Source organism: Clostridium sediminicola, assembly GCF_050402865.1.
GTDB lineage: Bacteria > Bacillota > Clostridia > Clostridiales > Clostridiaceae > Clostridium_AF > Clostridium_AF sediminicola.
Map to the genome: position 1 here is coordinate 486,417 of NZ_BAABMF010000001.1, position 26,163 is coordinate 512,579.

Consider the following 26,163-nt stretch of genomic DNA (forward strand, 5'->3'; position numbering starts at 1 on the left):
ATCATTCTCCTTTGTATCTATAAAAAATTTAATATACTTTTAAATATCCCTTCTTCATCCAAACCGTATAATTTATATAATGTATCAACACTCCCATGAGTAATGAATTCATCTTTAAATCCTAAATTAAGTACTTTAACATTTTGCTTTTTTACATTTAGATAATTAAGAACGAATAAACCGAATCCGCCAATAATATAGTTATCTTCTAAAGTGATTATTTTATAATCATCCTCTACTAAATTGTCTAATAACTCAGTATCTAAAGGCTTGATGAAACAAGCATTAACTATCAAAGGATTTATTCCGACCTTTAACAATTCTTCTTTCACAGCTACTGCTTTGCTAACCATCTTACCAACTGCTAATATGGCTACTTTATCCCCTTCACTTACAACTTCCCATTTATTTGAAATTATATTTTTATATAGCTTTAATTCATTATTTTGTTTATCCCCACCTCTTGGGTATCTAATAGCTATAGGCTTATTTTCTTTTATAGCCCATTCCAACAGATATGGTAAATCATCTACGCATTTAGGACTAACAATTGTAATGTTTGGAATATGGGTCAAAAAAGACATATCAAAAACACCTTGATGTGTTTCTCCATCCTCTCCTACAATTCCTGCTCTATCAATCGCAAGAATTACAGGTAGCTTTTGCAAACATATGTCATGTATAATTTGATCATAAGCCCTTTGAAGAAAAGTTGAATAAACTGCAAAAACAGGTATCAATCCCTCACTAGCCATTCCTGCCGCTAATGTTGTAGCATGTTGTTCAGAAATACCCACGTCAAAAAACCTATCGGGATATTTTTCGCTGAATTCTGACAATCCTGTTCCAGTTGGCATTGCTGCACTAATTGCTACTAGGTTTTTATGTTCTTCTGCAAGTTTTACCATTGCTTTACCAAAAGCTTTTGAATATGTATTTTTTCCACTAGATTTTGTCTTGCCACTCTCAAGATTAAATGGTCCAATGCCATGAAAAGTATCTGGATTCTGTTCTGCGTAATCATACCCTTTACCTTTGACTGTTACTACATGTATCAATACTGGACCCTTTATGTGTTTAGATAATTCTAAAGAATTTGAAATTTGCTCAATATTATGTCCATCAATAGGTCCAACATATTTTATTCCTAATTCTTCAAAAAACATTCCAGGCACAACCATTTGTTTGATTCCACCCTTAATTCTTTTTAATGACGATGCAATCTCTTTTCCTAAATAAATTTTATTTAATTTATTAGTAAAGTCTTCTTTAAATTTATTATATTTAGGGTCGATTCTCATTTGGCTCAAATATGCAGAGACTCCACCAACATTTTTAGAAATTGACATTTGATTATCATTTAGAATTATTGTCATATTTGTTTTATTATATCCAATATCATTTAAAGCTTCTAAAGCCATTCCCCCCGTAAGGGCACCATCACCAATAACTGCAATAATATTAGAATTTTTCTTAGCTAAATCTCTAGCTCTAGCCATTCCAATTGCAGCTGAAATCGATGTACTGCTGTGTCCTGTTTGAAAATGATCTAATACGCTCTCTGATTTCTTAGGAAATCCACTCATTCCACCAAATTGTCTTAATGTATCAAAGCAATCTTTTCTTCCGGTTAATAATTTATAAACATAAGTCTGATGTCCTACATCCCAAATTATTCTATCATTATAAAGATCAAAAGTTTTTACAAGGCTTAATGTCAATTCCACTACTCCAAGATTTGAGGCTAAATGACCTCCTGTCTTTGATACTTTATCTATAAGAAATTCTCTTATTTCACTAGCAAAAACATTTAATTCGTCTAATGATAACTTTTTCACTCCATTTTCCATAGAGTAATTATCTAAATATTTATACATTTTATCATCTATCCCTTTTCATTAGATTTAGAACTTTTGCAACTGCAAAAACTATATCATTACTTTTGTTAATAGCAATATTCTTCCCTATAGCTTTTCCACCTACTGTCAATGAAGCAATCACAGCCCCAATTAATGATCCAATAATTATATCTATTTTTTGATTATAATAACTTATATTGGTTAATATTTTTGCTAATATCAAAGTTCCTATAGCTCCACTGATTACACCACAAATGTCACCAATAACATCATTACAAAAATTAGAAACTTTATCAGCATTTCTTATTAAATTGACAGCAACCTTAGCTCCTTCTACACGTCTTGAAGCCATAGAATGAAAGGGAGTTTCATTAGCAGCTGTTACAGCTACTCCTATTAAATCAAAAATTATACCAACAAATATAATAAACACTAATATAATTAATGCAATAACAATGTTTACATATTGCAATACTATATTAGCGAAAAGAGAAATTGCTGCTGATATAAATAATGTCCAAATCACAATGATAATTATCCATCTTGTATAGTCATTCTTTTTTTTATTCTTTTTTTCTTTTTTATTCAAATTTCCCTCCAAATATATAGATAGTGGTGGTATGTTAAATAAATCTTGTGGCTTAGGTCCAGTAGGATTTCCCATAGAAAAACCATCCGTCGCCGGTATGGCAGTTTCCTTTTAATTTTCTACCTATAGTGTCTCCAGATATAGAACTGAATTACCACTTAGTCCACACTGCAATCTTTAACATACCTCAAATACAGTCTAGGAGTTTTCCTCAGCAGTTAGGTGTTTTTCTAGCCTCTTTTGCAACATAGGTTTCCTTGAGCCATATTTTGCTCACCTCTACCTATCTCACTCAAGGCAGGCTACTCTGTACATAGCTATTCACCACAATACAGGTTTAATCCATTGTCGTAGAATAGGTATCTCACCTAAACCACAAGCAATGGTCTCCACGGAGGGTAGGGTCGAGTACGCATGCCTTTGCGGTCGCCCCATCCCCCTTACTCCCAGCACAAGCCCACCACTGGGCGTAGCAAGCCAGCACCAGAAGCTTCATCGATGTGCCCTTTGACGGATTTTTAGCCCCGCCTTCAAAAAACACTTACCTGACTAGAATACTGCACCACTATTTCTAATAGGGATTATATCATAAACAGTAAAATAATTCAAAAACAATATATCAATTATTCTACTCATCAATTATTTTACCTATCAATTATATTACTAATTAGTATTGTCGGTTTAATAAAAAACTTGTTATTCCTCTTAAATTAGTTACATCACTGTTAATACTATCTAATATAGCATAACAATCGTTAGTTAAGTTTTCACACATACTTATACATTCATCTAACCCAAACTCGCTAATAAAAGTAGTTTTATTTTTATTATCATCACTATGTGTTTTCTTGCCTAATTTTTTTGCGTCACCTGTAATATCTAATATATCATCTTTTATCTGAAATGCTAGCCCTAACTTTTCACCAAATATGGTAAGTTTATCTATATCATCTTCTATTGCCTCACCTAAAATTGCTCCTGCCTTTATAGATGCCTTTATCAAAGAACCTGTTTTTTTACTATGCATATACTTTAATTTTTCAATAGAAATTTTTTTGTTTTCACTTTCAATATCTACTATTTGGCCACCAATCATACCTTCTGGCCCTGCAGCATTAGAAATTTCCGCACATGCTTTTAAGTGATTTAATGATTTAAATGAGTTATCAAACATTATATTCATAGCCTCATTTAAAAGCCCATCTCCAGCTAAAACAGCTATTGCTTCTCCGTAAACTTTATGATTTGTTGGCTTTCCTCTCCTCAGATCATCATTATCCATACATGGTAAATCATCATGTATTAGTGAATAAGTGTGAATCATCTCAAAAGCAGCCGCTATAGGTAATACATTTTCATAATCAGATTTGTACATAGAATACGTTGTTAACAATAATATAGGTCTAATTCTTTTACCACCATTTTTAATACTATATCCCATTGCTTCATACAAGGTTTTATTGTAATCATTTTTTCCACTGAAATATTGTTCAAACCACAAGTTGATCTCATTTTTGAGTTTATTCATTTTCATCATCCTCGAAAAATAATATTTCTTCACTATCTTTAATTATCTTAATTTTGCCTTCAGCTTCATTCAAAATTTTATATAATTTATTTGTAAGCTTAATTCCTTTTTCATAGGCTTTCATGGATTCGTCCAAGGACATTGTCTCCCCATCCATTTTATTAACTATTTCTTCTAATTGAAGGAACATTTCTTCATAATTTTCTTTTTTCTTCGGCATATTACCACCACCTAGATTCAAATTACATTACACATTACTTGACACAAATACATATCTCTTTTAATAAATTTAGCTATCTAGAATATGGAATTCTTTAATCTTTGCAGATCCATTAGAAAAAACAATTTCTACTTCTTCTTGTTCTTTAAAATTCTCCACAGTCTTAATAACTTTCTCATCTTTATCTCTAACTAGGGAATATCCTTTTTTTAATATATTCAAAGGATTTTTTTCTTCAATTAATTCATATAAATGAGCTAAAGATTTACTTTCTTTCTCTATTTTTCTATATATACTATTATCAATTTTATCCTTAAGTGCATCAATTTTAAAATATTGATTTGAAATAAAATTAATAGGATTATTATTTTTAATTTTCTCTGAATATAACATCAATCTATTCTTCTCAGAATCAATCTTATTTAATCCATTTTTCTTAATCATCTTTTTTAAATAGTCGAGTTTTTCAACATATTCATTAATATTAAAAACAGCTATTTCTGCAGCTGCGGATGGTGTTGGTGCACGCAGGTCACTTACGAAATCAGAAATAGTAAAATCTGTCTCATGGCCTACTGCTGAAATTATAATTTTTTTACTTTTATATATTTCTCTTGCTAAAAGTTCCTCATTAAAACTCCAAAGTTCCTCTATAGAACCTCCACCTCTAGAAATAATTATCAGCTCTACATCATCTCTTTTATTAAAATATTTTATCCCTCTTATAATATTTTCACTTGCTGCCTCACCTTGAACAAGAGATGGATACAATATCAAATCTATTTTATCATTTCTTCTTTTAGCAACATTTATAATATCTCTAAATGCTGCTCCTGTAGGTGATGTAATTATCCCTATTTTTTTAGAATATTTAGGAATCTGTTTTTTATATATATTATCAAATAATCCTTCACTTTGAAGTTTATTCTTTAGTTTTTCAAATTCTATATGTAATTTACCAACACCATTTAGTTCAATAGATTCACAGTAAAACTGAACGGCACCTTCTTTGGAATACAACGTCACTCTACCAGTAGCAATCACTGATAAGCCATTATCAGTTTCAAAGTCTATGTTTGATGCATAATCTCTAAACATAATACAATTTATTTTGGACTCATCATCTTTCAATGAAAAATAGATATGCCCACTACTATGCCTTTTCCAATTTGAAATCTCACCTTTCAAACTTACATTTTTTAAGATGAAATCATTATCCATAGTTTTCTTTATATAATTATTCAATTGCGACACTGATAGAGTTTTTATATACATTAAATATTTCCCTCACAAAGATTTGCCAATAACATAGCTGTTGTCATAGGTCCAACCCCTCCTGGAACAGGAGTAACATATGATGCTACTGGTAGAACTTCATTATAGTTAACATCTCCAACTAATTTTCCATCTACTACAGATGTTCCAACATCTATAACTACTGCATCTTGCTTTATATACTCTTTACCTATATAATTAGGCCTTCCTACTGCTACTACTAGTATATCGGCTCTTTGACAAACCTCTTTTAAATCAGCAGTTTTAGAATGACATATTGTAACAGTAGCATTTTCTTGTAAGAGAAGTTGTGCTACAGGTTTTCCTACAATATTACTTCTTCCTAAAACAACAGCTTCTTTACCTTCTATTTGTATTCCTGTTTCCTTAATGAGACGAATTATACCTTTTGGTGTACAAGGTATGAAGCATTTTTCACCTTTAAACAATTTTCCTGTACTCAAACTATTTAATCCATCAACATCTTTTTGTATTGCTATTGCTGATGTTACTTTATTCTCATTAAGATGTTTAGGTAATGGCAACTGCAATATTATTCCAGTTACACTTTCATCATTATTCAATTCCCTTATAGTATTTAATAAAGTCTCTTCATCTATATCCTCATTTAATTCAATACTTTTTGTATTTATACCAACCTTGTTACACACCTTATTTTGAGTATTCAAATAATACTTTGAACCTCCATCATTACCCACTAATATATTCGCTAAACAGGGAATTTTATTTTCAGATTTATCAATATATTCTTTTATGTCTAGTTTAATCTTGTTTGCAATCTCTTTACCATCTAATTTTGTCCCCACAAAATCAACCCCTAACTTTACATAATTTTCATTATAAAATTATAGTTCAACTAATAATCTATAAAGAGATTCTAGCTCAACTAATAATTTATACGTGTCTAAAACTCGTTGAAACGTCGAGATTTTGAGACATGTATAAATTAAATTTCACTATGAAACTCTATACCATATTACCTATAACTCCATTTATAAATGATGGTGCATTATCTGATGAATATTTCTTAGCAAGCTCAATAGCTTCATTAATTGCTACCCTTTTTGGAATATCTTTCTCAAATAACAGCTCATACGTACATATTCGCAAAATAGCCAAGTCAATTTTAGAAAGTCTATCAATCTTCCAATTTTTTAAATTCATCTGAATTTTATTATCTATTGTTTCAATATTTTCTTGAATTCCATTAATTTCTAATTCTATAAATTCAAAATCATATCCATCTAATTTATTTTCTTTGTCATCTTTAAAATTTTGTACTACTTCTTTATAAGTTAATTTATTTATAGAAATTTCGAACAAAAATTTCATTAGTAATTCTCTTGATTTTCTTCTATTCATAATGTTTCCTCCTAGGTATGTAAGTATTTCTATTAATAACATTATATATTTTTCATCTAAATGTCAAATACTTTCTCAAAAAATAGCAAAAAAACATCCTCTTTTAACGAGGATGTCTAGTTATTCATCGATATTCTTATCTTCTTTAGGAAGAACCATGTTTTGTATATACACATTTACCGCTGAAACTTTCAAGCCAGTCATAGATTCTACAGATTTTTGTACATTTTCTTGAACTTGTTTCGCTACATTCATAATTCTAGTTCCATATGTAACTACAACAAATATATCTATAGTAGCGCTGTCTTCACCAACTGAAACCTTAACTCCTTTTGTTACACTTTTCTTAGAAGTTAAAATCTTAGTGATTCCACCAACTAGTTTAGTGCTCATTCCTACAATTCCATCTATTTCAGAAGCTGCTAATCCTGCAATCACTTCTACTACTTCATCAGATATTTTAACTATTCCGATATCGTTTAAATTCTTTATATTATCTTCCATTATTGTCCCTCCCTGTTTGGATAAGCCAAATCAAATTATCTTATGTACATTATAACAAATAGCATTTATTTTTACAAATGATTATTCTTTTTGTGAAATATCTACATCCATAATTTTAGTAACATCAACAACAACATCTTGAATTTGCTTTAATTGTTGGTCAGTCAATTTTTCTGGAGATTTTATTATGATTCTTACTTTATTTTCCTCTACAAAACATAAAGCTTCTGCATAACCCTTTGCTTTAAGCAATGTTTCAATTTCAGATTCACTATTAGATGCCATTGTCAATTCAGTATACTTACTTGAAGTTTTTTGTCTTTCTTCTTCTGAAATGTTTTCATCATCAATTAAAGTTTTAAGATTTTGTAAAATTTGATTCTCCTTGTTATCCCTTATAATCTTTTGCTCAGCAAAGAAGTTTGATGAAGTAGTTGTTTCTGTTTGACTAGTAGAAATACTTGATACATCATTATTCAAATCTTTCCCAACGTAAAGTGAATCATTGTTCAACTTTGTTGCTAATATCCCAGCACTGATAATTAACGCTAGTAAAACTACGATAATAGCTCCCTGTTTCTTACTCATAAAAATTCCTCCTCTATTATTAGTATTAATTTCATTTTCAATATAATCTATATGCTTAAATTCCTTATTTATGTTATTTTTTCATTGGATAAACTGTTACTTTATTTTCTGGTATGCCAAATAATGTTATAACAGCTTTCTGAATATTTAATTTCATCAAATCATTAGAAGCTCCTTCTGCTACTACACATACACCTTCAACACTTGGACTAATCTTTTTCAAAATTAATGGTTCATTTCCCCCATCACCGTTCATCATCACAACCGTTTTCCCATCATTATTTTGAGTAGTCTTTCTTGTACCACCCTCTCCATCATTCTCTTCTGTTAAACTAGTTGAATCATTAGTGTTTATTGCAGGTACTTGCTCCTCACCTCCTTCAAAATTTATCATTACAACAACTTTTCCTACACCGTCTATGTGTTCCAAAATTGATTTTAATTCTTCTTCAACTTGAGTCTGATAATCTTGACTCACTTGTATAATTGTATTTGTATCTTCTACTTTTGGGGTATCTTTATTTGAAAATATGGGTTTACTACTGCCAAAATTTTCACTGACTATGATCAGCAGAATTGCAATTAGAATTAATATTATTATATTCGGGCTTAATTTTTTACTTAATTTGTTACTCAACTTTTTCTCACTATTTTTTAAGTTATTATGTAAAAACTCATTTATTTTCATTGTATTCCCTTCTCCTTTTCTATAGTTTATAAACTTTAATTTTTTCAGTTGATATATTCAAAAGTTGGGATAAGCTTTTTTTAATTTTATTTGAAATTTCACTGTTAACCTGCCCCATATTATTAACTTCTTTTGAATCATTGATTTCAACTTTTTTGATTTTCTTTATTTTTGAATCAGAAACCCCTATTTTAGCCCAATTAATCACAAATTCTGATAGTTCCTTCGAATAATCAACATTTATTTCTATATCAAATTCACAATTTGGGATAATTCTCTTCAATTCCTTGTTACAAACATTTGATAGTTTGTCTGCAAATACACCTATGGAATTTTCTATAGATTTTTCTCTATATTCTACAAATTCTGTTTTTTCTTCATTGCTATTTAAATAATGAGAAGCTTCTCTCGAATAAACTTCAAGGTCATATTCCCTATCAAACAACTTAATTATTGGATTTAAAATTACTGTGACTAAAATTAATCCTAATGTCAATTTGGCATATTTCTTTATAGAATTTTTAGGTAAAATCATTTCCACAGCTGTTATAAAAAAAACTGCAGTACAAATGCTAATAATCCAACTTTCTAAATAATCCATTTAATCACCTTACCATTAACCATTTAAAATTATTTTTCCAGCAGATGCAACTATTGCTATCATAATAAAAAACATTACTGACACGCTTATTAAACAAGATGTTATTAATATAAGAGAATCCCCTGCAGCGCCAACACATCTAACAAGTCTTTTATCACTAATAGGTTCAATAAGTGCCGCTGATAGTTTATATATCAAAGCAATTACTAATAATTTTATAATTGGTATCAAAACTATAGCAATTAGGACAATAAGACCCAAACTACTTAATGCATTCTTTATTAATAAAGAATAACCTGCAACTGTAGTTATAGCATCTGAAAGTGCACCACCTACTATTGGAATAAAATTATCTACAGCAAATTTAACTGTTTTTTCAGCAACTGCATCTATAGTATTCGCAGATATACCTCTTATTGTGATAACCCCAATGAAAATTGTCATAATAATTCCTTGAATCCAAAGAACTATTTGTTTCATCAATTTTGTCAAATTCTCAATTTTATTATCTTCCGTAATATTATTGACAAAAACCAAAACAAATGAAAATCCAATGATAGGCAATAAAATATCTACAAATAATTTGACACTAATATTTGCTGTCCCAATTATTATTGGATCTAAAACAGCTGCTTCTGTTATACTCCCCACTCCCGCTAACAACATTAATAAAACTGGAATTAATGCTGCCATAAAATCACTCATACTAACTATAGTTTCTCTAGCTAATGTAACTCCAATATAAAAGCTTTTCGATAGAATAATAATCAACACTGAATAACATGCAAAATAAGCAATATTGGTCAAATTTTCATTACTAAAGGCGGATTCAAGATTTTTTATAAGAGCACATATAATTGAAATAATTATTATAGTAGACATTATTTTTAGTGTTGCTGAAATTTCTCGTAATCCATATTTTATAAAAATATTCAGTAAGCCCTTTACAGAAAGTCCACCAGCTCCAGATTTTAAGTATGTATCTACGTATTCTTTAAAACTTATGTCGTTTAGTAATTCATATTCACTTTGAATTTCTGTCATATAATCGTATAATTGTTGTATTTTTATATCATTTTCAGCATCTTCTATGGTAAATGTTTCATTATTGATTTCATTACTAGGAGTATTGGTTTGTCCATAAGCTACATCTACAATACAAAAATTTAATAAAATAAAAATAATAAAACAATAAGTTATTCTTTTCAAATTTATCACCTGTGTCTTACATTATTTTTAATATTGATTGCAGGACTGCCATAAGTATAGGAATAGCTAGAACAAGTATTAGTATTTTTCCTGCAAATTCAACTTTTGATGCTAAATTTCCTTCCCCTGCATCTCTACATATCTCACTACAAAAGGAAGCTAAATAGGATATACCCAGTATTTTAAAAACTACATCTAAATAAACAAAATCTATATTTGCTTTCAAAGCAAGTTCTTGAAGCAACTGTAAAACAGAAGAGATTTTACTTATCATATATAAGAAAATAATAACCCCTGAAACAATACTTATTTGAATGGCTAGATCTTGTCTTTCTTTTCGCACTGTAACGATTATCGCAAGTGCTATAAATGCAAAAGAAACAACCTTAATAATATCCATAGGCCACCTCAGAAACTAAACATTGTTTTAATTGTATTAAATAGTTTATTTATAAGGTCCATTACCATCATAAGTATTATTACAAGGCCTGCAATATTTATTACAACCGCATATTCTTTTTTTCCACTAGAGTCAATTATCTTATCTAGTACGATAATTAATATGCTTACTCCTGCTAATTTAAAGATCAAACTTGTATCTAACATAATTTTCCTCCTAAATGATAAGAATAACTATTGTAGCTCCAATAGAAAACCCTAAATATCGGTATACTTTCAGGTTTTTCTCTAATTCTGTTTCTGCACTTTTAATTTGTTTTTTTAGTTTCATATCTATTAAATTCAAAACATTGCTTTGCCCTTCAACATCTGTATCTCCTAAAGATTTAGCCAAATCTAGTAATATTTCTGTATCGTCATTCTTTAAATGTAATTCGTGATTTTCTTTTGATAGTTCCTCTATAAAAGCCTCATGAATAGAATCTACTGCATTTAAAAATAATTTTTCAGATATATTATTAAATATTGTGGCTAAAGGTTCAGAACTTTTTTTTGCGATATCATTTAATATTTCCGGAATCGGTGTAAAAGTATATTGAATATGAACCTTCATTTGATTTACTGCTTGTAAAAGAGAATTTAACTCTTCAACCCTTTTACGTAAATTTTCTCCATACTTAATTCCTAATAGGGTGCATGATATGATAATAATTAAAGAACAAATTAGTTTAATTATCATTAACATTTCCTCCTATTTTCATTTTTTTTGTGAAGTCATAAATATACTCTATAGTTCCTACTTTATTTCTATTGCTAAGGATTACAGCACGCTTAAAAACCTTATTTTTTATAATCTCTCTAAAAACATCTCTATTATTTAAATCTTCTATGCCAAAACCATGAATAGTAGTTATTAATTTTATACCTGAACTCAATGCTGCTATGATACTTTTTATATCATCATAAGTTCCAATTTCATCACAAATAATTACATCAGGAGACATAGACCTTATAGCCATCATTATTCCACTACTTTTCATACAGTTATCCATAATATCCGTCCTATTACCTACATCAAGCTGCGGGGTTCCATTGTAGCACCCTCCAATTTCACTCCTCTCATCAATAATGCAAACTTTCATACCTCTTATTTTAGTATTATTGAGAGTGAAGCCATTTGATAAATTTCTTGAAATATCTCTTATAAGTGTAGTTTTACCACACTTTGGGGGTGAAATAATTATTGTATTCATTAAATTAGAATTTTTCATTAAATATGGCAATAATTTTTTCGAACAATTAATTATTTGTCTTGAAATTCTAATATTTAAAGATGATATATTCTTGATAGTCTTAACCTCACCTTTATTAATAACACAACTTCCACAAATCCCAACTCTGTGCCCACCTTTAATTGTTATATACCCTTGTTTTAACTCTTCATCAAATGCATACATAGAATAATTACTCATACGCTGTATAATCTTACTTAAATCGTTCGGTTTAATTATGTAATTCAGTATTTTTTCATTTTCATCAATATAAATAGCTATAGGTTTATTGCTTCTTAATCTAATTTCATTTACTCTTTCAAGATTCTTAACATCTTCAATAACTTTACTTATGTGATCTGGTAAAATATAAAATACATCTCTTGTGCTCATAGTTTTCCTCCTTTCTTAATTAATTTTATTGCTTGTACACTAAAATTATTCCTAAATAAAGATAAAAAAAAGCCGTAATGCAATTTAATGCATTACAGCTTTTTTAAAATTTAATTATATTATGACAATTTGGACATTCAAAAGAACTTTTAGAGTCTATCAAAGATCTTTCTACAGCTATCTGTTCAAAACATTTTTCACATTGAACATCAGTATATTCAAAATCTTCAAATTCACTTTCTTCTTCTTCGAAACCATAAAGTTCTTCTTCAATATTCCCTAAATTTTCATCTAATACAGTAACATAGTCATTGATTTCATCAAAATTTGAATTCAATTCTAATACATTATTCGCCAATTCACTAATAACAAAAAACATATCAGATATGATTTCATTGTATTGTTCGTTTTGATTATCGATTTTATCTATCTTACTTTTTATTGTTTCAATTTTTTTAACTAGTGAGTGCAAAATATCACTTCCTAAGATTTAAACTCTTTCCATGTAATCGCCAGTTCTTGTATCTATTCTAATAGTATCTCCTTCGTTTACAAATAAAGGTACTGGAACTACTGCTCCTGTTTCAACTGTTGCAGGCTTCATTACGTTTGTAGTAGTATTTCCTTTTACTCCTGGCTCACATTCTGTTATAAGTAATTCAACAAAGTTTGGAGCTTCTACTGAAAACGCGCTTCCTTTAAAGAATTTTATTATTGCAAACATATTCTCTTTTAAGAATTTGATAGCATTTTCAACTTGCTCAAAACTTAAAGGAATTTGCTCATAAGTTTCTTGGTCCATAAAATAGTATAATTGACCATCTGAGTACAAATATTGCATTTCTTTTCTTTCAATTACCGCTTCTTGTAATTTTGTAGTTGGGTTAAAAGTTTTTTCAACCACTGAACCACTTATCACGTTTCTTATTTTTGTTCTTACAAATGCAGCACCTTTTCCTGGTTTAACGTGTAAAAATTCAATTACTGTAAATACTTGTCCATCCGTTTCAAAAGTCGTTCCTTTTCTTATATCTCCTGCTGAAATCATTGTGTATCCCTCCACTAAAAAATATATATTATAAAAATATTTTTAACATAAATAATAATTTATATACAAATAAGCTCTTTTGAAGACTTTGATAAAACTTTGCAACCATCTTCTGTAACTAAAATTAAATCTTCAATTCTAACTCCACCAAATTCTGGAATATAAATACCTGGCTCATCAGTTATTACCATTCCACATTTAAGCATTGTTTTGCTTTTAGGACTTACTCTAGGTTCTTCATGAATTTCAGATCCTACACCATGACCGAGTCCATGCCCAAAATAACTTCCATAACCTTTTGATTTAATATAATCTCTGGCAACTTTATCAATGTCTGAGCACATTTTACCAGGAGCAATTTCTTCCAAGGCTTTTTCTTGAGCAAACTTTACAGTTTCATAAATTTCAATCATTTTTTCATTTGGCTTTCCAATAACAACTGTTCTTGTCATGTCAGAACAATAACCATTGTAAACACATCCAAAATCAAGGGTTAGAAAATCACCATCATTGATAACCTTACTTGTAGCTGTACCATGTGGCAACGAAGATCGAACTCCTGATGCAACAATTGAAGTAAAAGATAATGCTGAAGCTCCTAATTTTTTCATAAAAAATTCTAATTCTAGAGCTACTTCACTTTCCTTCATTCCTACCTTTATAAAATTTGTAATATGGCTAAATGCCTTATCAGCTATTTCAGCTGCCTTTGATATGCATTCGATTTCATAATCATCTTTTACTATACGTAATTCCTCAACCATACCTTCTTGGGGTACAAGTTCACATTCAAAACCATTTTTGAACTTATCATATTGTGAAAAAGATATCTTTTCATCTTCAAAGGCTAACTTTTCTATTTTCAAATCTCTTATCAAATTTGAAATACAACTAACTAAGTCTCCTTTATAATCAACAACTTCAAAAAGCTTAGCTTCTAACTTAGCTTGTTGAATATATCTAGAATCAGTTATGAAAAATGCTCTTTCTTTTGTAATAAGCGCATAACTCTCATCACCAGTAAATCCAGTTATGTAATTTCTATTAGCATCACTATTGAGTAATATACCCGATAAATGCTTCTCTTGCAGTTTATCTCTAAGATTAATCAATCTAGCAGTATACATTGTTGCCTCCCTTCTACTAAACAATGATATTTTATCAAAACTTAAGTATATTTGCAAATAGAATTTAATTTTTTCATTAATAGTTTTTATTCTCTAATATATCAAAAGTCACTTCAAGCTCTCCTTCTTTATCTTTAAATGACTTTAGTTTTAGTATTTCTAAAGAAGTATTTAAATCAAGAATTCTACTGATTTCATCAATTTTCTCGTAACCTTTTAGTTTTATTTTGTAACAAACAGAATTTTCTTCATTAATTATACTTTCAATCTTAATATCCTTTATATTGTGGAAGTAATTAAGAGAATTTAAACTTCCATTCTCATAATTTTCTATAGAAGAATTACTAAAAGTCTCTTTACTAACTAGCCTTGTATATAGCAATATGTTTTTTTGATTTATTAAGAAAATACATACTATCAAAACAACTAAACTATATTTGTATACTTTTTCTTTCATTTTAACTCCATTTCTATACTGATTTTATATATATTTTCGCTGTTTATTATACTGTAATTTAAAATAGAAAATTGTTTGTTTATATTCCCTAATATATTTTTGCAGTAACTATAATCCTCATTTTCTATTGTCAAATTCATTTTATTATTTAATAATTCTATTTCTACAGTTTTATCATCCATTAAAACAAGCATTAAATTTTTAAAGTTATTAACAAATTTTTTATTTGTTATTTGAGTTTGTTTGGTACTGTTAAAAGCTTGAATTTTGTCATTAATCAAACTAGTGTTTTCTTTTTTATTTAAGTCAATTTTTTTGCGAATCAATTCTTGTGCTACAACAGAACTAATCAAGAAAAAAAATAATATTATAAATGTAAGAAATCTTTTCTTAAACTTTTTATTTTTTTTCTCAATAATATACCATTCAGGCAAAAAATTATATTTATTCATCATTTTCATTCCATTTCTAAATATAAGATTTTTTCATTAACATTATCTAATTTAACAATATCATACTTATATTTTGAGGGTAAATCCTTTTCATCTATATCAAAGTTAGATCTATATATTGCTATACTATCACAATTATCCTCATAATTTTCTATAGCAGTGTTTTTGATAAAATCAAATAATAATCGATTATTTTCTTCTAATTCATTAAATGCAAAATTAACTAAAATATTTTTATTTTTTACAAACATTATATAAAAAATTTCATTGAATTTAAAAGCAAATACAAACCTATTATGAATAAAAGATGCATCGTAGTACTTTAAGAAATAATATTGAATCAAACTAACACTGGATACAATATTATTATTAAAGATAATCTCTTTATTCTTTTCTAAATTACTTGAATTAATACAGTATACTATTGTACTCAACTGAGCATCCTCTTCATCTATAACTGAATAAGAAAATAATATATTATCAACGTTACTTCCATACAAACTAATTAGCTTATTCTTAATTACTTCTCTTAAATTACTTTTACAGTAAGAGGGAAAAGTAAAATATTTAATGAAAATCTCTTCTCCTTCTAGAATAATCGAAACATTTCTTTTTTTCATTCTCAATTTAAACTTTGATTTGCCTTCAATACTTTTGAAGGCTTCAATTTTATTTTTATCAATCTTTAATAAGTTTACCTCGTCGTCAGAAATTCTTATAATATATTTTCTTTTTTTCATAGAATCACCTGCTTTATATAGGTTTAATAAAAATATTATTATCCAAATTAATTATCTCATACTTTTCTACAATTAATAAATAACTTTCATCCATTAAATACAATTTTATGCTATTTTTTTCGTTTTCGTAAATAATATATGAGTTATCTATTTTCATATCATCATAATCTATGCTTTGTAATAGTTCCTCAATGTTTCCATTGTATAAATCTATATTTTCATAACAATATGCGTTTAGTTCTGCTAATAATATTTCTCTGTAGTATGAGCATTTATCTTCCTTCAATAAATATTCTTCTCTTTCCTGTAACAGCTCCTGAATCAATAAAACTTCTTTTACTATATAAATACTTATTAAAGATACTATTGATATCATTATTAATAACTCTATTACAGCCCAGCCTTTTTCACTTTTTTGTTTCCTATGCATTTATAAAATTTCTCTCCATTATAAGTAGTTAGTTCTAAAAATAGAAGTTTCCCTTTTTGATTGAACTTATAGTCCAAGATGTTTTCCATAATCGTGTTTCTAGTAACGGAAGTATATCCATTTTTCTTTTTATAATAAGATATTCTTAATTTTTTATCTCCTCCACTCCCATATACATCTATATAACTATAGTCTTCATCATACCTCAAAAGATAAATCCTGTTGCTTTTTAGATATATAGTTTCATTCTCAGATGATATAACCTCTTTTTCAATAAAGTTAAAAGAATCAGCAGCATAAATTGAATACCTACTCCTATTTGCCATAATTTTATGGTCCTTTAACAAATTAGTAACTAAACTTATTGCAACACTAGAAACTATTGCCAATATAGTGATACTTATAATGACTTCAATCAAAGTATACCCTTTCTTCAATTGGTGAAATATTCTCCTTTATAAATATTTTTTTCTAGAGAACTTAAGTCATTATTATTTTTAATATCAGATTTCACATTTATTGTTATCATATTATTGACTTCATCTCTATTAATAGTTAATTTTAATATGCTTTTATTATCTTCATTACTTAATAAACTAATTAAACTTTTTTCACGAAGAATTTCCCTATGAAAATTCTCCCTGGGTAGATATAATAAATTATTCTCCATTAAATAAAGTATATCTTGAAAATTACAATTATACTCTAAGTCTTTACATACAATTTCAAAGCTATCAAAAATCTCTGCTTTATTCTTTATTCTAATATTGGTTTTCTTACAGGATACTTTGAAAGATACAATATAAAACAGCAAGATACTGAGAAGTGAAATAGCAACAACTGTTTCAATTAAAGTAAATCCTCTACTAGTATTTGACTTTAACATAATTTGTGGCAACACGTATTGTTATACAATGTTTTACCTTCCTCTCATCATAAAAGTATATTGAACAAGCTTTTCCGATTTCACCTTCACCATTAATAATTATCCTTTTAGGATATGGATATAGCTGAAAGTCATTTGGTAACCCATAGTATCTAACTTTATCATCACATTTAAAAACTATTTTATCGTCATCTTGTAGCCGTAACTCTCCATAATCTTTATTTAATTTACAATAGAATTTACCATAATCAACTATTTTTACAATTTCATTGCTACAAATATCTATGTCCATGTTATTTCTAATATTTTTCATAAAACTATAGTAATTAAATACACAAAAATTTGTAAATATCATTATAATACTTAATACAATAATGACTTCCAGTAGGCTTAACCCTTTGTTTTTATAGAATTTATTTTTCAAATTAATAAATTTTTTACTATTACGCACTATCTTTGTCATACTAGCTGACTTATGTTGAAAAAGCTTCTCATCCATTTTAAGAAGATGTTTCTTCTTTTGACGAATAAATCTTATTTTCGCCTTCTTTAATTATAAAACTAGAATCATTTCCAGTAATTTCAAGAGTATATTTCTTTTTATTCAAGGGGTATACAACAGTAACATCATCTTCTGAATCAGTAACTGTTGCTGTTAAACCCAACAAATTCGTTACTTCATCTTGAATCTTCGCGCTAGAAAATTCACCATTATTGATATAGCTATCTATACAAACTCCGTATATTTTTCGACCTGAATCGACAGCCCTAAGATTTAACGCTTTTCCTTTATACTCTTTGTACTTTGGTATTGAATAAGTAGCCAGTATTAAAGATATAGCAATTCCTATAATAATTTCTACAAAAGAAAATCCTTTTTTATTTTTTTTCAATTTCATAATTATACACTCCTTAATTTTATTCATAGTTTTACCTCCATTTTTTAAATATTATTCAAATTATCCATTATTGGGAAAAATACACTTACAGCATAATAAGTTATAAACGCTCCAAGTAAAATCATTATTATTGGTTCTACCATTACAGATATTTTTTTAAGTCGATTATTCATCGCCATTTTTGAATCATCTATGGATTTTTTTAATGCATTTTCTAAACTATTAGTTTCTTCACCAATACTTATAGTAGCGATAATAATATCATCTAAAGCATCAATATATTCCAGACTCTCAGACAATGAATTGCCATACTTTAAGACTTCAAAACCACTGTTAATCTGACATTTAAAATATTTACTTTTTACTGAATCTAATGCCATCTCATAACCAAAAGATAGACTCTCACCACAGACTGCAGCTAAATATAAAGAATTCAAGAATTTAAATCTAAAAATTAAATTAATTAATGAGCCTTTTGGAATCAATTTATATATTTTGTTCTGACAATAGTCATATTTCACCTTTCTCATAATAAATATTAAAGCAAGGATAATAAATATAAACCCAACAGTTGACATCATAAATTTCGTAGATATTATATTATTAGACATACTAATGGTTGAAGAATTGTTTTCTAATAGTAATAAAATTTTAGGTATAAAAATTACCCTCATTAGGATCATTGATACTACAGCAGTTACTAAAACAATAAGAGGATAAATTAAATTTTTTTCTAACTCTTTAGTTGTTGTGTACATCTCTTTATAAAAGTTCATCAATTGTTTAAATACCTCTTTTAAATTATCTGTTTTTTCTCCTGTATGAATCATTTCTACGAAAAAGTGAGAAAAATACATTGGATGTTTTAAAAAACACTTATAAAATTCCTTTCCGTTATTAACATCATCTATTATTGATAATATTGTTCTTTTGAATTTCTTATCTTTAATAGATTTAGAAATTAATATCATACCTTTATTTATAGGCAACCCCGAGCTTTCAATATAAAATAAGTAAGAACACAAGTTGGCTAAATTTTCATATTTATTTTTTATTAAAAAATTATTTAATTTTTTATTATTTCTAATTCTATAATCAATAAGAATCAACTTATTATTTTCAATAAATCTATAAAACTGCTCCATTGTGTCTTGACTACTGTTATCTTTTATTTTTTTGCCACTACTATTATAAGCTGTATATTCTATTTTCATAAACTCACCTATCTAATACTGTAAATAATATTCAAATATTCTTCAAAAGAAGTTTCCCCATTTACCATCATTTGCTTACATTTTTGATTTATAGAAACCATTCCCTCTTTTAAAGCTTCTTTATACAAATCACCAACTACAGAACATTTAACTATAAGCTTCTTTATTGTTTCGCTAACTTCTAAAATTTCAAAAATTGCTCTTCTTCCCACATAACCTGTGTAGTTACAATGTTTACATCCTATTCCTTTATACAATTTTATCTGATCATTTAATTCGTAAGCTTTTCTCTCTTCATTATCAACAATTTCTTCTTTTTTGCAGTGAGGACAATTAATTCTAATGAGTCTTTGTGAAATTACAGAAATTATAGCATCAGATAATAGATAATTCTTTATATGCATGTTTTGAAGCCTATTTATAGTGGAAACAGCATTAGAAGTATGTATTGTAGATAAAACTAAATGTCCTGTTATTGCCGCCTTAATAGCTATATCTGCTGTTTCAGAATCTCTAACTTCTCCTATTGAAATTACATCTGGATCCTGCCTCAAAATGCTACGGAGTCCTGTAGCAAAAGTTAATCCCGACTTATTATTTACATTAACTTGATTTACTCCATCTATTTTAAATTCTACTGGATCTTCTATGGTAATTATGTTTTTGTTTTTTTTATTAAGCTCATTAATAAAGGTATATTGTGTTGAAGACTTACCTGACCCAGTAGGCCCTGCTAAAAATATTATTCCATTATTATTTTTTAAAATATTATTAAACTTAGTTTTTATTTCTTTATCATTAGTAATTCCATTTAAAGAATAGTCAAAAAAGTTCTTATTTAAAATTCTAATTACAACTTTTTCTCCATGAATAGATGGTATTGTGCTTACCCTAAAGTCATAGTTATTTTTAAATTTGTATAAACTAAATTTTCCATCGCAAGGTAATAACTTTTTAGTAATATCTATTTCAGCCAAAATTTTTATTCTTCTAAGAATTTTTTCATATACCTTTAATTGTAGAGTTTTAAAATTCTTTAAGGAGCCATTTATTCTAAACCTTATTCTGCAGTACTCCTGAAAGGGTTCAATATGTATATCACTAGCTTTCACAGTAATTGCATTATTAATAATTAACTCGGTAAGTTTAACAGAAACTCTATCGTCGTTATCTTTCATGCTATTAAGAAATTTATTTCCATAAAATTTTTCAATACAATAAAAAATATTTTCTGAGCTATCTATATATGGAACTATTTCTCTTCTGGTGATAAGTTTTAAATCTAGAAGTAAATCTCGATCTTTTTCATTTTCCATTGCAACTTTCAGTTTATTACCATTAACACCAAAAGGAAAAATACATTGCTTTTTTGCATATTCCTTTGAAATAAGTGAAACTAAATCGCCGTTGATTTCACAACTTTTCAAGTTGATTTTCTTATATTTCATTTTCATATGCATCCACTCTCCTTCCTATTATTTTCCATGTTTATCCATGCACATTAGAATTCTTACCATAAATTTTTATTTTAATCAAAAAAAATATTGCTAAAGTCATAAAAATACTTTAGCAATATTATCAATTTATTAATTAAATTTTATAAGTATTCCCCTTCAAATACTGTTTTTGCAGGTCCTGTCATATAAACATTATTATCATCAGCAATCTCAATTACCATCTTTCCACCTGGTACTGAAACATTAACTTTTTTACCTGTTTTCCCATAAAGGTTTGAAACAACAGCTGTTGCACAACATCCTGTTCCACATGCCATAGTTGGTCCAGCACCTCTTTCCCAAGTTTTAACTCGTATATTCTCCTCGTCTATCACTTCACAAAAGTTAACATTTGTTTTTGCTGGATATAACTTGTTAATTTCAATATCTCTACCTTCATTTACGTCAATACTATCAAGTTCACCAAAAATCACTGAATGTGGTACCCCTAATAATAATGTTGTAATATTATATTTCTTACCATTTTCATTAATCTCTTTATTTTTAACTTCATCATTTCCTGCTATAGGCACCAATTTAGGGTCAAATGTATAAGAACCCATATTTATTCTTATCCCTGTAACATCACCATCTTTTGTAATTAAATAAGCAGTTTTTATACCATCCCCTGTATCTATGGTAATCTCTTCTTTTCTAACAATATTATTATCATACACAAACTTTGCAAAACATCTAATTCCATTTCCACACATCTCTGCATAAGAACCATCTGAATTATATATAACCATTTCAATATCAGCTATCTCACTGTTTCTTACAAACATAACACCATCTGCCCCAATACCAAATCTCCTATGGCACATTTCTTTTGCTAAATCACTTTCTTTTCCTAAATATTCATTGTTTAAATCCTTTATTAAAACAAAATCATTGCCAGTACCATGAATTTTAGTAAATTTCATTCTACCACCCCAATATTATTTTTTATATAGTTTTTCAAAAGTTAAATTTATTTTTTACATTTATTATATATTATTTCACATAAAATAAATTGTCAATGTTGATATTAATTAAAAAGGGCATAACAGAAATAAAAGACGAAACAAATCAGTTGTCACTATAAATTTCAATTATTATTCAAAATAAATATAAAAGTTGATTATTGAAATAGTTAATTATATACTAGAAAGTGATATTTATAAAAAGAAAGATAAAATAACTAAAAAAGAAAGGATGATTTTATGGCATTAGACGGTATTTTTATTAAAAGCATTGTTGATGAATTAAAAGAAATCTTAATAGATTCTAAAATAGATAAAATTAACCAACCTGAAAAAGATGAAATTATTTTAACAATTAGAAAGGGAAGAAATCGAAGAAAACTATTAATTAGTGCTAGCTCAAATTATCCAAGATTACATCTTACTAATTTAGTAAAACAAAATCCTCTTAAAGCGCCAATGTATTGTATGGTTTTAAGAAAATATCTAACTAATTCAAAATTTATTTCTATTGATCAAATTGGCAATGATAGAATATTAAAATTAACATTTGAAAGTAGAGATGAGCTAGGATTTGACAGTATCTATCTTTTGTATATAGAAATTATGGGGCGCCATAGTAATATCTCTTTAGTTAGACAACGAGATATGATGGTAATGGATAGTATCAAACATTTAACTCCTGATAACAACTCCGTACGTACAGTTTATCCTGGTGTTGAGTTTCAATTACCTCCAAGCCATTCAAAGCTTAACCCATATTCTTTCTCTAAAAAAGAGTTTTTAGAAAAGATTTCTTTAGCCACTATTGATTTTGATGATAAATATTTCATGCATCTATTTTCAGGGGTTAGTGCACATATTTCAAAACATTTATATAACGAATATATTATGAACAATAAAAACTTTGCTGATAAAGATGAACTTTGTGAGTTCTGCACAAATTTCTTTTCATCTTTAAATCCATCAAACTATACATATAACATTTATTCTCGTAATAATAAACTCATGGATTTTTATTGTTTTGATTTAAAATATTATTCAGAATTCGAGAAAAACACTTATCAATCCGCTTCAGAATTATTAGAAGAATATTATTACAAAAAAGACAAATCTGATAGACTTAAGAATAAAAGTTCATCATTAAACAAAATAATAAACAACAACATTAGTCGTTGCACTAAAAAAGAAAAAATACTAAATAAAAATTTAATAGAATGTCAAAGCAAAGAGCTTTTCAGATTAAAAGGTGAATTACTTACTGCTAATATTCATAGATTAAAAAAAGGAATGAAAGAAATTCAGCTATTAAACTACTATTCCGAAGATGGTGAAAAATTAAACATAACATTAAATGAGTTTAAGACTCCATCTGAAAATATTCAACTATATTACAAGAAATATAATAAACTAAAAAAAGCAGAGCACGCAGCTCAAGAGCAGTTAGACATAAATAGTGAGGAGCTAGAATACTTACAATCTGTTTCTACTCATCTAGAAAACTGTGAAACTTATGATGATATAAAGGACCTTAGATCTGAACTTATTGAGTCAGGCTATATAAAGAAGAAAAAAAGCACAAAAAAAGATAAATCTAAGCCATCAAAACCCTTACATTTTATCTCTTCAGAAGGTGTTGATTTATATGTAGGGAAAAATAACATTCAAAATGATTATTTAACTCTTAAATTCGCAGGCAAAAATGATATTTGGTTTCACACTAAAAATATACCAGGTTCGCATGTAATATTAAAACATGATGAAAGAATCACTGATATTTCAATAGAAGAAGCTGGAAATCTTGCAGCTTTCTATAGTAAAGGTCAAAATTCTACTAAGGTACCAGTGGACTATACCGAAATAAGAAACATCAAAAAACCAAACGGTTCTAAGCCAGGTATGGTCATTTATTATACAAATAAAACAATGTATATTGACCCAGTAAAACCAGTTCTCCAAGAAACTAAATAAATATGTAAAATAAATAAAGGTTGACCAACAAGGTCTACCTTTATTTATAATTCATATAATTCAACTGAATCTTCATCATCAAATTCTTGCACTTTAACTGAAACAATTTCCTTCTTAGAAGTAGGAACATTTTTACCAACGTAATCAGCTCTTATTGGAAGCTCTCTATGCCCTCTGTCTACCAAGACAGCTAATTGTATTTTTGCTGGTCTACCTTTCTTAATAATTGCTTCTAAAGCTGCTCTAGCTGTTCTACCAGTATATAATACATCATCTACTAAAATAACTTTCCTATCTTTAACGTCTATAGTCAAAATATCATTATTTAGAATTGGTTGCTCATCTACCTCAGATAAATCATCTCTATATAAAGTTATATCAACAGACCCAACTTGAACTTCTACATCTTCAAATTTGTTTATTAACTCTGAAATTCTCTTAGCAAGTGGAACTCCTCGTCTTTTTATACCTATAATTATAATATCTTCTACGCCTTTGTTTTTCTCAATTATTTCATGAGAAATTCTAGTAAGTGTTCTTTTAATCGCTTTTTCATCAAGTAGCATCGCTTTAAATTCCATGGTATACCTCCTAATGTTTATTATCCATATTTCTTACCTTAATAAGTATATCATTCAATATCTTCGGAGTTTCTTTTTCAAATTCAATGTATTCTTTTTTAGTAGGATGAATAAAACCTAATTTTTGAGCATGTAAAAATTGACCTTCTAATTTAAATTTACCATTTTTCAAGCCGTAAACTGTATCTCCAACTAAAGGATAACCTAGATCTTTTAGATGTACCCTTATTTGATGAGTTCTTCCTGTTTCTAATTGGCAATTTACTAATGTATATTTAGAAAATCTCTCTATTACATTAAAATGGGTAACTGCTCTTTTTCCTTTCTGAACAATTGCCATTTTTACCCGATCTCTTGGATGTCTTGCTATAGGTTTATCAATTACTCCACTTTCAACTTTAATATTGCCCTCAACCAAAGCAATATATTCTCTTTTGATAGTATGCTCTTTAAACTGAGCTGCCAAGCATATATGAGCTATATCATTTTTTGCCACAACCAATACTCCAGACGTATCTTTGTCAATTCTATGTACTATTCCTGGTCTTTTAATACCATTTATCCCTGATAAATCTTTACAATGATATAGCAAAGCATTTACAAGAGTACCATTATAATTACCAGGAGCAGGATGTACAACCATACCTCTTGGTTTATTTACAACGATAACATCACTATCTTCATAAAGAATATCTAAAGGAATATTTTCAGCAAGAACTTCTAATTCTTCAGCCTCTGGTATATTTACAATCAAAACGTCATCTAACCTCAATTTATAATTAGATTTTGTTTTAATCTTTTCATTAATAAAAACATTTCCTTCTTCTATAAGCTTTTGGATATGAGATCTTGATTGTCCATCAATTTCGTTTGCTAAGAAAACATCTAATCTTTTTTCTACATTCTTTATATTGTCAACATTAAATTTATATTCCATTATTCCCATTCCTTTATTATACATAATGCAAATAGAAATGTACCTACCACTACTAAAATGTCTGCTACATTAAATGTAGGGAAATAGTATACCTCTTTATAATGGACTAAGATAAAATCAACTACATATTTAATCCATATTCTATCAATTAAATTTCCTATTGCACCACTTATTATTAATGCTAAAGATACTTTCATTATTTTAGTTTTGGGCTTATATTTTAATCTATAATATATCATACCAATCAAAACTATAAAAGTGATAATTGCCAAAAAGTTTAATTTATTTTGTAATATACCAAATGCTGCTCCTCTGTTTTCAAGATATTCAAAAGCGAATAAATTTTTAATTACAACAATTCCCTCATTACCTTTCAAACTATTTATCGCCCAAAATTTTGTAATTCTATCTAAGAGTAAACCAATAATAATTATAACTAGTTCCATATTCGCCCAT

Annotated in this window: 34 protein-coding genes; 1 reads left to right on the top strand and 33 read right to left on the bottom strand. The window is 27.9% G+C overall.

Going from position 1 to position 26,163, the window contains the following annotated elements:
- Window positions 1-17: 17 nt before the first annotated feature.
- From dxs to dapF, 30 genes are all read right to left on the bottom strand, one after another.
- Window positions 18-1,877 carry a 1-deoxy-D-xylulose-5-phosphate synthase gene (gene dxs / locus ACQ3F0_RS02380; protein ID WP_428863423.1) on the bottom strand — a complete coding sequence of 620 codons (1,860 nt, stop codon included), beginning with the start codon at window positions 1,875-1,877 and terminating at the stop codon, window positions 18-20.
- Between the two features lie 4 nt (window positions 1,878-1,881).
- Complete coding sequence (locus ACQ3F0_RS02385) at window positions 1,882-2,448, bottom strand: hypothetical protein (protein ID WP_428863424.1); 567 nt, start codon at window positions 2,446-2,448, stop codon at window positions 1,882-1,884.
- A 667-nt stretch (window positions 2,449-3,115) separates the two neighbouring features.
- Entirely contained in the window at window positions 3,116-3,985 is an 870-nt protein-coding gene (locus tag ACQ3F0_RS02390; protein WP_428863425.1) for a polyprenyl synthetase family protein, read from the bottom strand.
- Complete coding sequence (locus tag ACQ3F0_RS02395) at window positions 3,969-4,196, bottom strand: exodeoxyribonuclease VII small subunit (RefSeq protein WP_428863426.1); 228 nt, start codon at window positions 4,194-4,196, stop codon at window positions 3,969-3,971. Before ACQ3F0_RS02395 ends, ACQ3F0_RS02390 begins: the two co-directional genes overlap by 17 nt.
- 69 nt (window positions 4,197-4,265) lie before the next feature.
- Window positions 4,266-5,471 carry an exodeoxyribonuclease VII large subunit gene (xseA, locus tag ACQ3F0_RS02400; RefSeq protein WP_428863427.1) on the bottom strand — a complete coding sequence of 402 codons (1,206 nt, stop codon included), beginning with the start codon at window positions 5,469-5,471 and terminating at the stop codon, window positions 4,266-4,268.
- Window positions 5,471-6,298, bottom strand: coding sequence for a bifunctional 5,10-methylenetetrahydrofolate dehydrogenase/5,10-methenyltetrahydrofolate cyclohydrolase (locus ACQ3F0_RS02405; protein ID WP_428863428.1), 828 nt, complete (start codon window positions 6,296-6,298; stop codon window positions 5,471-5,473). The genes xseA and ACQ3F0_RS02405 overlap by 1 nt, the downstream gene beginning before the upstream one ends.
- 160 nt (window positions 6,299-6,458) lie before the next feature.
- Window positions 6,459-6,854 carry a transcription antitermination factor NusB gene (gene nusB / locus ACQ3F0_RS02410; protein WP_428863429.1) on the bottom strand — a complete coding sequence of 132 codons (396 nt, stop codon included), beginning with the start codon at window positions 6,852-6,854 and terminating at the stop codon, window positions 6,459-6,461.
- Between the two features lie 120 nt (window positions 6,855-6,974).
- Window positions 6,975-7,358, bottom strand: a complete 384-nt coding sequence (locus ACQ3F0_RS02415) for an Asp23/Gls24 family envelope stress response protein (protein ID WP_428863430.1) — start codon at window positions 7,356-7,358, stop codon at window positions 6,975-6,977.
- Window positions 7,359-7,439: 81 nt separating this feature from the next.
- The gene (locus ACQ3F0_RS02420) at window positions 7,440-7,946 is read right to left on the bottom strand and encodes a SpoIIIAH-like family protein (RefSeq protein WP_428863431.1); all 507 of its coding nucleotides are present in this window, start codon (window positions 7,944-7,946) and stop codon (window positions 7,440-7,442) included.
- A gap of 73 nt (window positions 7,947-8,019) precedes the next feature.
- Entirely contained in the window at window positions 8,020-8,634 is a 615-nt protein-coding gene (gene spoIIIAG, locus ACQ3F0_RS02425; RefSeq protein ID WP_428863432.1) for a stage III sporulation protein AG, read from the bottom strand.
- Window positions 8,635-8,653: 19 nt separating this feature from the next.
- On the bottom strand, window positions 8,654-9,235 hold the full coding sequence (gene spoIIIAF / locus ACQ3F0_RS02430; RefSeq protein ID WP_428863433.1) for a stage III sporulation protein AF: 582 nt from the start codon (window positions 9,233-9,235) through the stop codon (window positions 8,654-8,656).
- Window positions 9,236-9,250: 15 nt separating this feature from the next.
- On the bottom strand, window positions 9,251-10,444 hold the full coding sequence (gene spoIIIAE / locus ACQ3F0_RS02435) for a stage III sporulation protein AE (protein WP_428863434.1): 1,194 nt from the start codon (window positions 10,442-10,444) through the stop codon (window positions 9,251-9,253).
- Between the two features lie 16 nt (window positions 10,445-10,460).
- On the bottom strand, window positions 10,461-10,844 hold the full coding sequence (gene spoIIIAD, locus ACQ3F0_RS02440) for a stage III sporulation protein AD (RefSeq protein WP_428863435.1): 384 nt from the start codon (window positions 10,842-10,844) through the stop codon (window positions 10,461-10,463).
- 8 nt (window positions 10,845-10,852) lie between these two features.
- The gene (spoIIIAC, locus tag ACQ3F0_RS02445; protein ID WP_428863436.1) at window positions 10,853-11,050 is read right to left on the bottom strand and encodes a stage III sporulation protein AC; all 198 of its coding nucleotides are present in this window, start codon (window positions 11,048-11,050) and stop codon (window positions 10,853-10,855) included.
- A 10-nt stretch (window positions 11,051-11,060) separates the two neighbouring features.
- Complete coding sequence (gene spoIIIAB, locus ACQ3F0_RS02450) at window positions 11,061-11,582, bottom strand: stage III sporulation protein SpoIIIAB (RefSeq protein ID WP_428863437.1); 522 nt, start codon at window positions 11,580-11,582, stop codon at window positions 11,061-11,063.
- Window positions 11,572-12,507, bottom strand: a complete 936-nt coding sequence (gene spoIIIAA / locus ACQ3F0_RS02455; RefSeq protein WP_428863438.1) for a stage III sporulation protein AA — start codon at window positions 12,505-12,507, stop codon at window positions 11,572-11,574. The genes spoIIIAB and spoIIIAA overlap by 11 nt, the downstream gene beginning before the upstream one ends.
- A gap of 103 nt (window positions 12,508-12,610) precedes the next feature.
- Entirely contained in the window at window positions 12,611-12,979 is a 369-nt protein-coding gene (locus ACQ3F0_RS02460; protein WP_428863439.1) for a CD1247 N-terminal domain-containing protein, read from the bottom strand.
- Window positions 12,980-12,997: 18 nt separating this feature from the next.
- Window positions 12,998-13,555, bottom strand: a complete 558-nt coding sequence (efp, locus tag ACQ3F0_RS02465; RefSeq protein ID WP_428863440.1) for an elongation factor P — start codon at window positions 13,553-13,555, stop codon at window positions 12,998-13,000.
- 59 nt (window positions 13,556-13,614) lie between these two features.
- Window positions 13,615-14,682, bottom strand: coding sequence for a M24 family metallopeptidase (locus tag ACQ3F0_RS02470; protein WP_428863441.1), 1,068 nt, complete (start codon window positions 14,680-14,682; stop codon window positions 13,615-13,617).
- A gap of 76 nt (window positions 14,683-14,758) precedes the next feature.
- Window positions 14,759-15,139 (bottom strand): hypothetical protein, encoded by a 381-nt coding sequence (locus ACQ3F0_RS02475; RefSeq protein ID WP_428863442.1) that lies wholly within the window; start codon window positions 15,137-15,139, stop codon window positions 14,759-14,761.
- Complete coding sequence (locus ACQ3F0_RS02480) at window positions 15,136-15,591, bottom strand: hypothetical protein (RefSeq protein WP_428863443.1); 456 nt, start codon at window positions 15,589-15,591, stop codon at window positions 15,136-15,138. The genes ACQ3F0_RS02475 and ACQ3F0_RS02480 overlap by 4 nt, the downstream gene beginning before the upstream one ends.
- Before the next feature lie 5 nt (window positions 15,592-15,596).
- A complete protein-coding gene (locus ACQ3F0_RS02485; protein ID WP_428863444.1) occupies window positions 15,597-16,331 on the bottom strand; it encodes a hypothetical protein in 735 nt (244 codons plus the stop codon).
- Between the two features lie 13 nt (window positions 16,332-16,344).
- Window positions 16,345-16,761 (bottom strand): hypothetical protein, encoded by a 417-nt coding sequence (locus tag ACQ3F0_RS02490; RefSeq protein WP_428863445.1) that lies wholly within the window; start codon window positions 16,759-16,761, stop codon window positions 16,345-16,347.
- Window positions 16,722-17,198 carry a prepilin-type N-terminal cleavage/methylation domain-containing protein gene (locus ACQ3F0_RS02495; protein WP_428863446.1) on the bottom strand — a complete coding sequence of 159 codons (477 nt, stop codon included), beginning with the start codon at window positions 17,196-17,198 and terminating at the stop codon, window positions 16,722-16,724. The genes ACQ3F0_RS02490 and ACQ3F0_RS02495 overlap by 40 nt, the downstream gene beginning before the upstream one ends.
- Window positions 17,195-17,647, bottom strand: a complete 453-nt coding sequence (locus ACQ3F0_RS02500; RefSeq protein ID WP_428863447.1) for a PulJ/GspJ family protein — start codon at window positions 17,645-17,647, stop codon at window positions 17,195-17,197. Before ACQ3F0_RS02500 ends, ACQ3F0_RS02495 begins: the two co-directional genes overlap by 4 nt.
- Window positions 17,628-18,146 carry a pilus assembly FimT family protein gene (locus tag ACQ3F0_RS02505; RefSeq protein WP_428863448.1) on the bottom strand — a complete coding sequence of 173 codons (519 nt, stop codon included), beginning with the start codon at window positions 18,144-18,146 and terminating at the stop codon, window positions 17,628-17,630. The genes ACQ3F0_RS02500 and ACQ3F0_RS02505 overlap by 20 nt, the downstream gene beginning before the upstream one ends.
- 1 nt (window position 18,147) lies before the next feature.
- Window positions 18,148-18,573 carry a prepilin-type N-terminal cleavage/methylation domain-containing protein gene (locus ACQ3F0_RS02510; RefSeq protein WP_428863449.1) on the bottom strand — a complete coding sequence of 142 codons (426 nt, stop codon included), beginning with the start codon at window positions 18,571-18,573 and terminating at the stop codon, window positions 18,148-18,150.
- Window positions 18,574-18,590: 17 nt separating this feature from the next.
- Window positions 18,591-19,760: a type II secretion system F family protein gene (locus ACQ3F0_RS02515; RefSeq protein ID WP_428863450.1), complete on the bottom strand. Its 1,170-nt coding sequence runs from the start codon at window positions 19,758-19,760 to the stop codon at window positions 18,591-18,593.
- A gap of 8 nt (window positions 19,761-19,768) precedes the next feature.
- A complete protein-coding gene (locus ACQ3F0_RS02520; protein WP_428863451.1) occupies window positions 19,769-21,214 on the bottom strand; it encodes a GspE/PulE family protein in 1,446 nt (481 codons plus the stop codon).
- Between the two features lie 143 nt (window positions 21,215-21,357).
- Entirely contained in the window at window positions 21,358-22,179 is an 822-nt protein-coding gene (gene dapF / locus ACQ3F0_RS02525; RefSeq protein ID WP_428863452.1) for a diaminopimelate epimerase, read from the bottom strand.
- 279 nt (window positions 22,180-22,458) lie between these two features.
- Between dapF and ACQ3F0_RS02530 the strand changes: the two genes are divergently transcribed.
- Window positions 22,459-24,189 (top strand): Rqc2 family fibronectin-binding protein, encoded by a 1,731-nt coding sequence (locus ACQ3F0_RS02530; protein WP_428863453.1) that lies wholly within the window; start codon window positions 22,459-22,461, stop codon window positions 24,187-24,189.
- Between the two features lie 44 nt (window positions 24,190-24,233).
- On the opposite strand, the gene pyrR is transcribed toward ACQ3F0_RS02530, so the two are convergent.
- From pyrR to lspA, 3 genes are read right to left on the bottom strand one after another with little or no spacing between them, the layout of a single operon-like run.
- Window positions 24,234-24,770, bottom strand: a complete 537-nt coding sequence (gene pyrR, locus ACQ3F0_RS02535) for a bifunctional pyr operon transcriptional regulator/uracil phosphoribosyltransferase PyrR (RefSeq protein ID WP_428863454.1) — start codon at window positions 24,768-24,770, stop codon at window positions 24,234-24,236.
- 10 nt (window positions 24,771-24,780) lie between these two features.
- Window positions 24,781-25,707, bottom strand: coding sequence for an RluA family pseudouridine synthase (locus tag ACQ3F0_RS02540; RefSeq protein WP_428863455.1), 927 nt, complete (start codon window positions 25,705-25,707; stop codon window positions 24,781-24,783).
- Window positions 25,707-26,153, bottom strand: coding sequence for a signal peptidase II (gene lspA, locus ACQ3F0_RS02545; protein ID WP_428863456.1), 447 nt, complete (start codon window positions 26,151-26,153; stop codon window positions 25,707-25,709). The genes ACQ3F0_RS02540 and lspA overlap by 1 nt, the downstream gene beginning before the upstream one ends.
- Window positions 26,154-26,163 lie beyond the last annotated feature (10 nt).

Coding starts and splice junctions, on each gene's coding strand:
- ACQ3F0_RS02490 (WP_428863445.1), bottom strand. CDS start 16,761: ATGCATAGGAAACAAAAAAGTGAAAAAGGCTGGGCTGTAATAGAGTTA.
- ACQ3F0_RS02520 (WP_428863451.1), bottom strand. CDS start 21,214: ATGAAAATGAAATATAAGAAAATCAACTTGAAAAGTTGTGAAATCAAC.
- ACQ3F0_RS02485 (WP_428863444.1), bottom strand. CDS start 16,331: ATGAAAAAAAGAAAATATATTATAAGAATTTCTGACGACGAGGTAAAC.
- spoIIIAA (WP_428863438.1), bottom strand. CDS start 12,507: ATGAGCACAAGAGATGTATTTTATATTTTACCAGATCACATAAGTAAA.
- xseA (WP_428863427.1), bottom strand. CDS start 5,471: ATGTATATAAAAACTCTATCAGTGTCGCAATTGAATAATTATATAAAG.
- ACQ3F0_RS02395 (WP_428863426.1), bottom strand. CDS start 4,196: ATGCCGAAGAAAAAAGAAAATTATGAAGAAATGTTCCTTCAATTAGAA.
- ACQ3F0_RS02415 (WP_428863430.1), bottom strand. CDS start 7,358: ATGGAAGATAATATAAAGAATTTAAACGATATCGGAATAGTTAAAATA.
- ACQ3F0_RS02505 (WP_428863448.1), bottom strand. CDS start 18,146: ATGGATGAGAAGCTTTTTCAACATAAGTCAGCTAGTATGACAAAGATA.
- ACQ3F0_RS02470 (WP_428863441.1), bottom strand. CDS start 14,682: ATGTATACTGCTAGATTGATTAATCTTAGAGATAAACTGCAAGAGAAG.
- dxs (WP_428863423.1), bottom strand. CDS start 1,877: ATGTATAAATATTTAGATAATTACTCTATGGAAAATGGAGTGAAAAAG.
- spoIIIAG (WP_428863432.1), bottom strand. CDS start 8,634: ATGAAAATAAATGAGTTTTTACATAATAACTTAAAAAATAGTGAGAAA.
- nusB (WP_428863429.1), bottom strand. CDS start 6,854: ATGAATAGAAGAAAATCAAGAGAATTACTAATGAAATTTTTGTTCGAA.
- ACQ3F0_RS02390 (WP_428863425.1), bottom strand. CDS start 3,985: ATGATGAAAATGAATAAACTCAAAAATGAGATCAACTTGTGGTTTGAA.
- ACQ3F0_RS02540 (WP_428863455.1), bottom strand. CDS start 25,707: ATGGAATATAAATTTAATGTTGACAATATAAAGAATGTAGAAAAAAGA.
- ACQ3F0_RS02500 (WP_428863447.1), bottom strand. CDS start 17,647: ATGTTAAAGTCAAATACTAGTAGAGGATTTACTTTAATTGAAACAGTT.
- pyrR (WP_428863454.1), bottom strand. CDS start 24,770: ATGGAATTTAAAGCGATGCTACTTGATGAAAAAGCGATTAAAAGAACA.
- spoIIIAC (WP_428863436.1), bottom strand. CDS start 11,050: ATGTTAGATACAAGTTTGATCTTTAAATTAGCAGGAGTAAGCATATTA.
- spoIIIAD (WP_428863435.1), bottom strand. CDS start 10,844: ATGGATATTATTAAGGTTGTTTCTTTTGCATTTATAGCACTTGCGATA.
- lspA (WP_428863456.1), bottom strand. CDS start 26,153: ATGGAACTAGTTATAATTATTATTGGTTTACTCTTAGATAGAATTACA.
- spoIIIAF (WP_428863433.1), bottom strand. CDS start 9,235: ATGGATTATTTAGAAAGTTGGATTATTAGCATTTGTACTGCAGTTTTT.
- efp (WP_428863440.1), bottom strand. CDS start 13,555: ATGATTTCAGCAGGAGATATAAGAAAAGGAACGACTTTTGAAACGGAT.
- ACQ3F0_RS02510 (WP_428863449.1), bottom strand. CDS start 18,573: ATGAATAAAATTAAGGAGTGTATAATTATGAAATTGAAAAAAAATAAA.
- dapF (WP_428863452.1), bottom strand. CDS start 22,179: ATGAAATTTACTAAAATTCATGGTACTGGCAATGATTTTGTTTTAATA.
- ACQ3F0_RS02480 (WP_428863443.1), bottom strand. CDS start 15,591: ATGAATAAATATAATTTTTTGCCTGAATGGTATATTATTGAGAAAAAA.
- ACQ3F0_RS02420 (WP_428863431.1), bottom strand. CDS start 7,946: ATGAGTAAGAAACAGGGAGCTATTATCGTAGTTTTACTAGCGTTAATT.
- ACQ3F0_RS02515 (WP_428863450.1), bottom strand. CDS start 19,760: ATGAAAATAGAATATACAGCTTATAATAGTAGTGGCAAAAAAATAAAA.
- ACQ3F0_RS02530 (WP_428863453.1), top strand. CDS start 22,459: ATGGCATTAGACGGTATTTTTATTAAAAGCATTGTTGATGAATTAAAA.
- ACQ3F0_RS02475 (WP_428863442.1), bottom strand. CDS start 15,139: ATGAAAGAAAAAGTATACAAATATAGTTTAGTTGTTTTGATAGTATGT.
- spoIIIAB (WP_428863437.1), bottom strand. CDS start 11,582: ATGATAATTAAACTAATTTGTTCTTTAATTATTATCATATCATGCACC.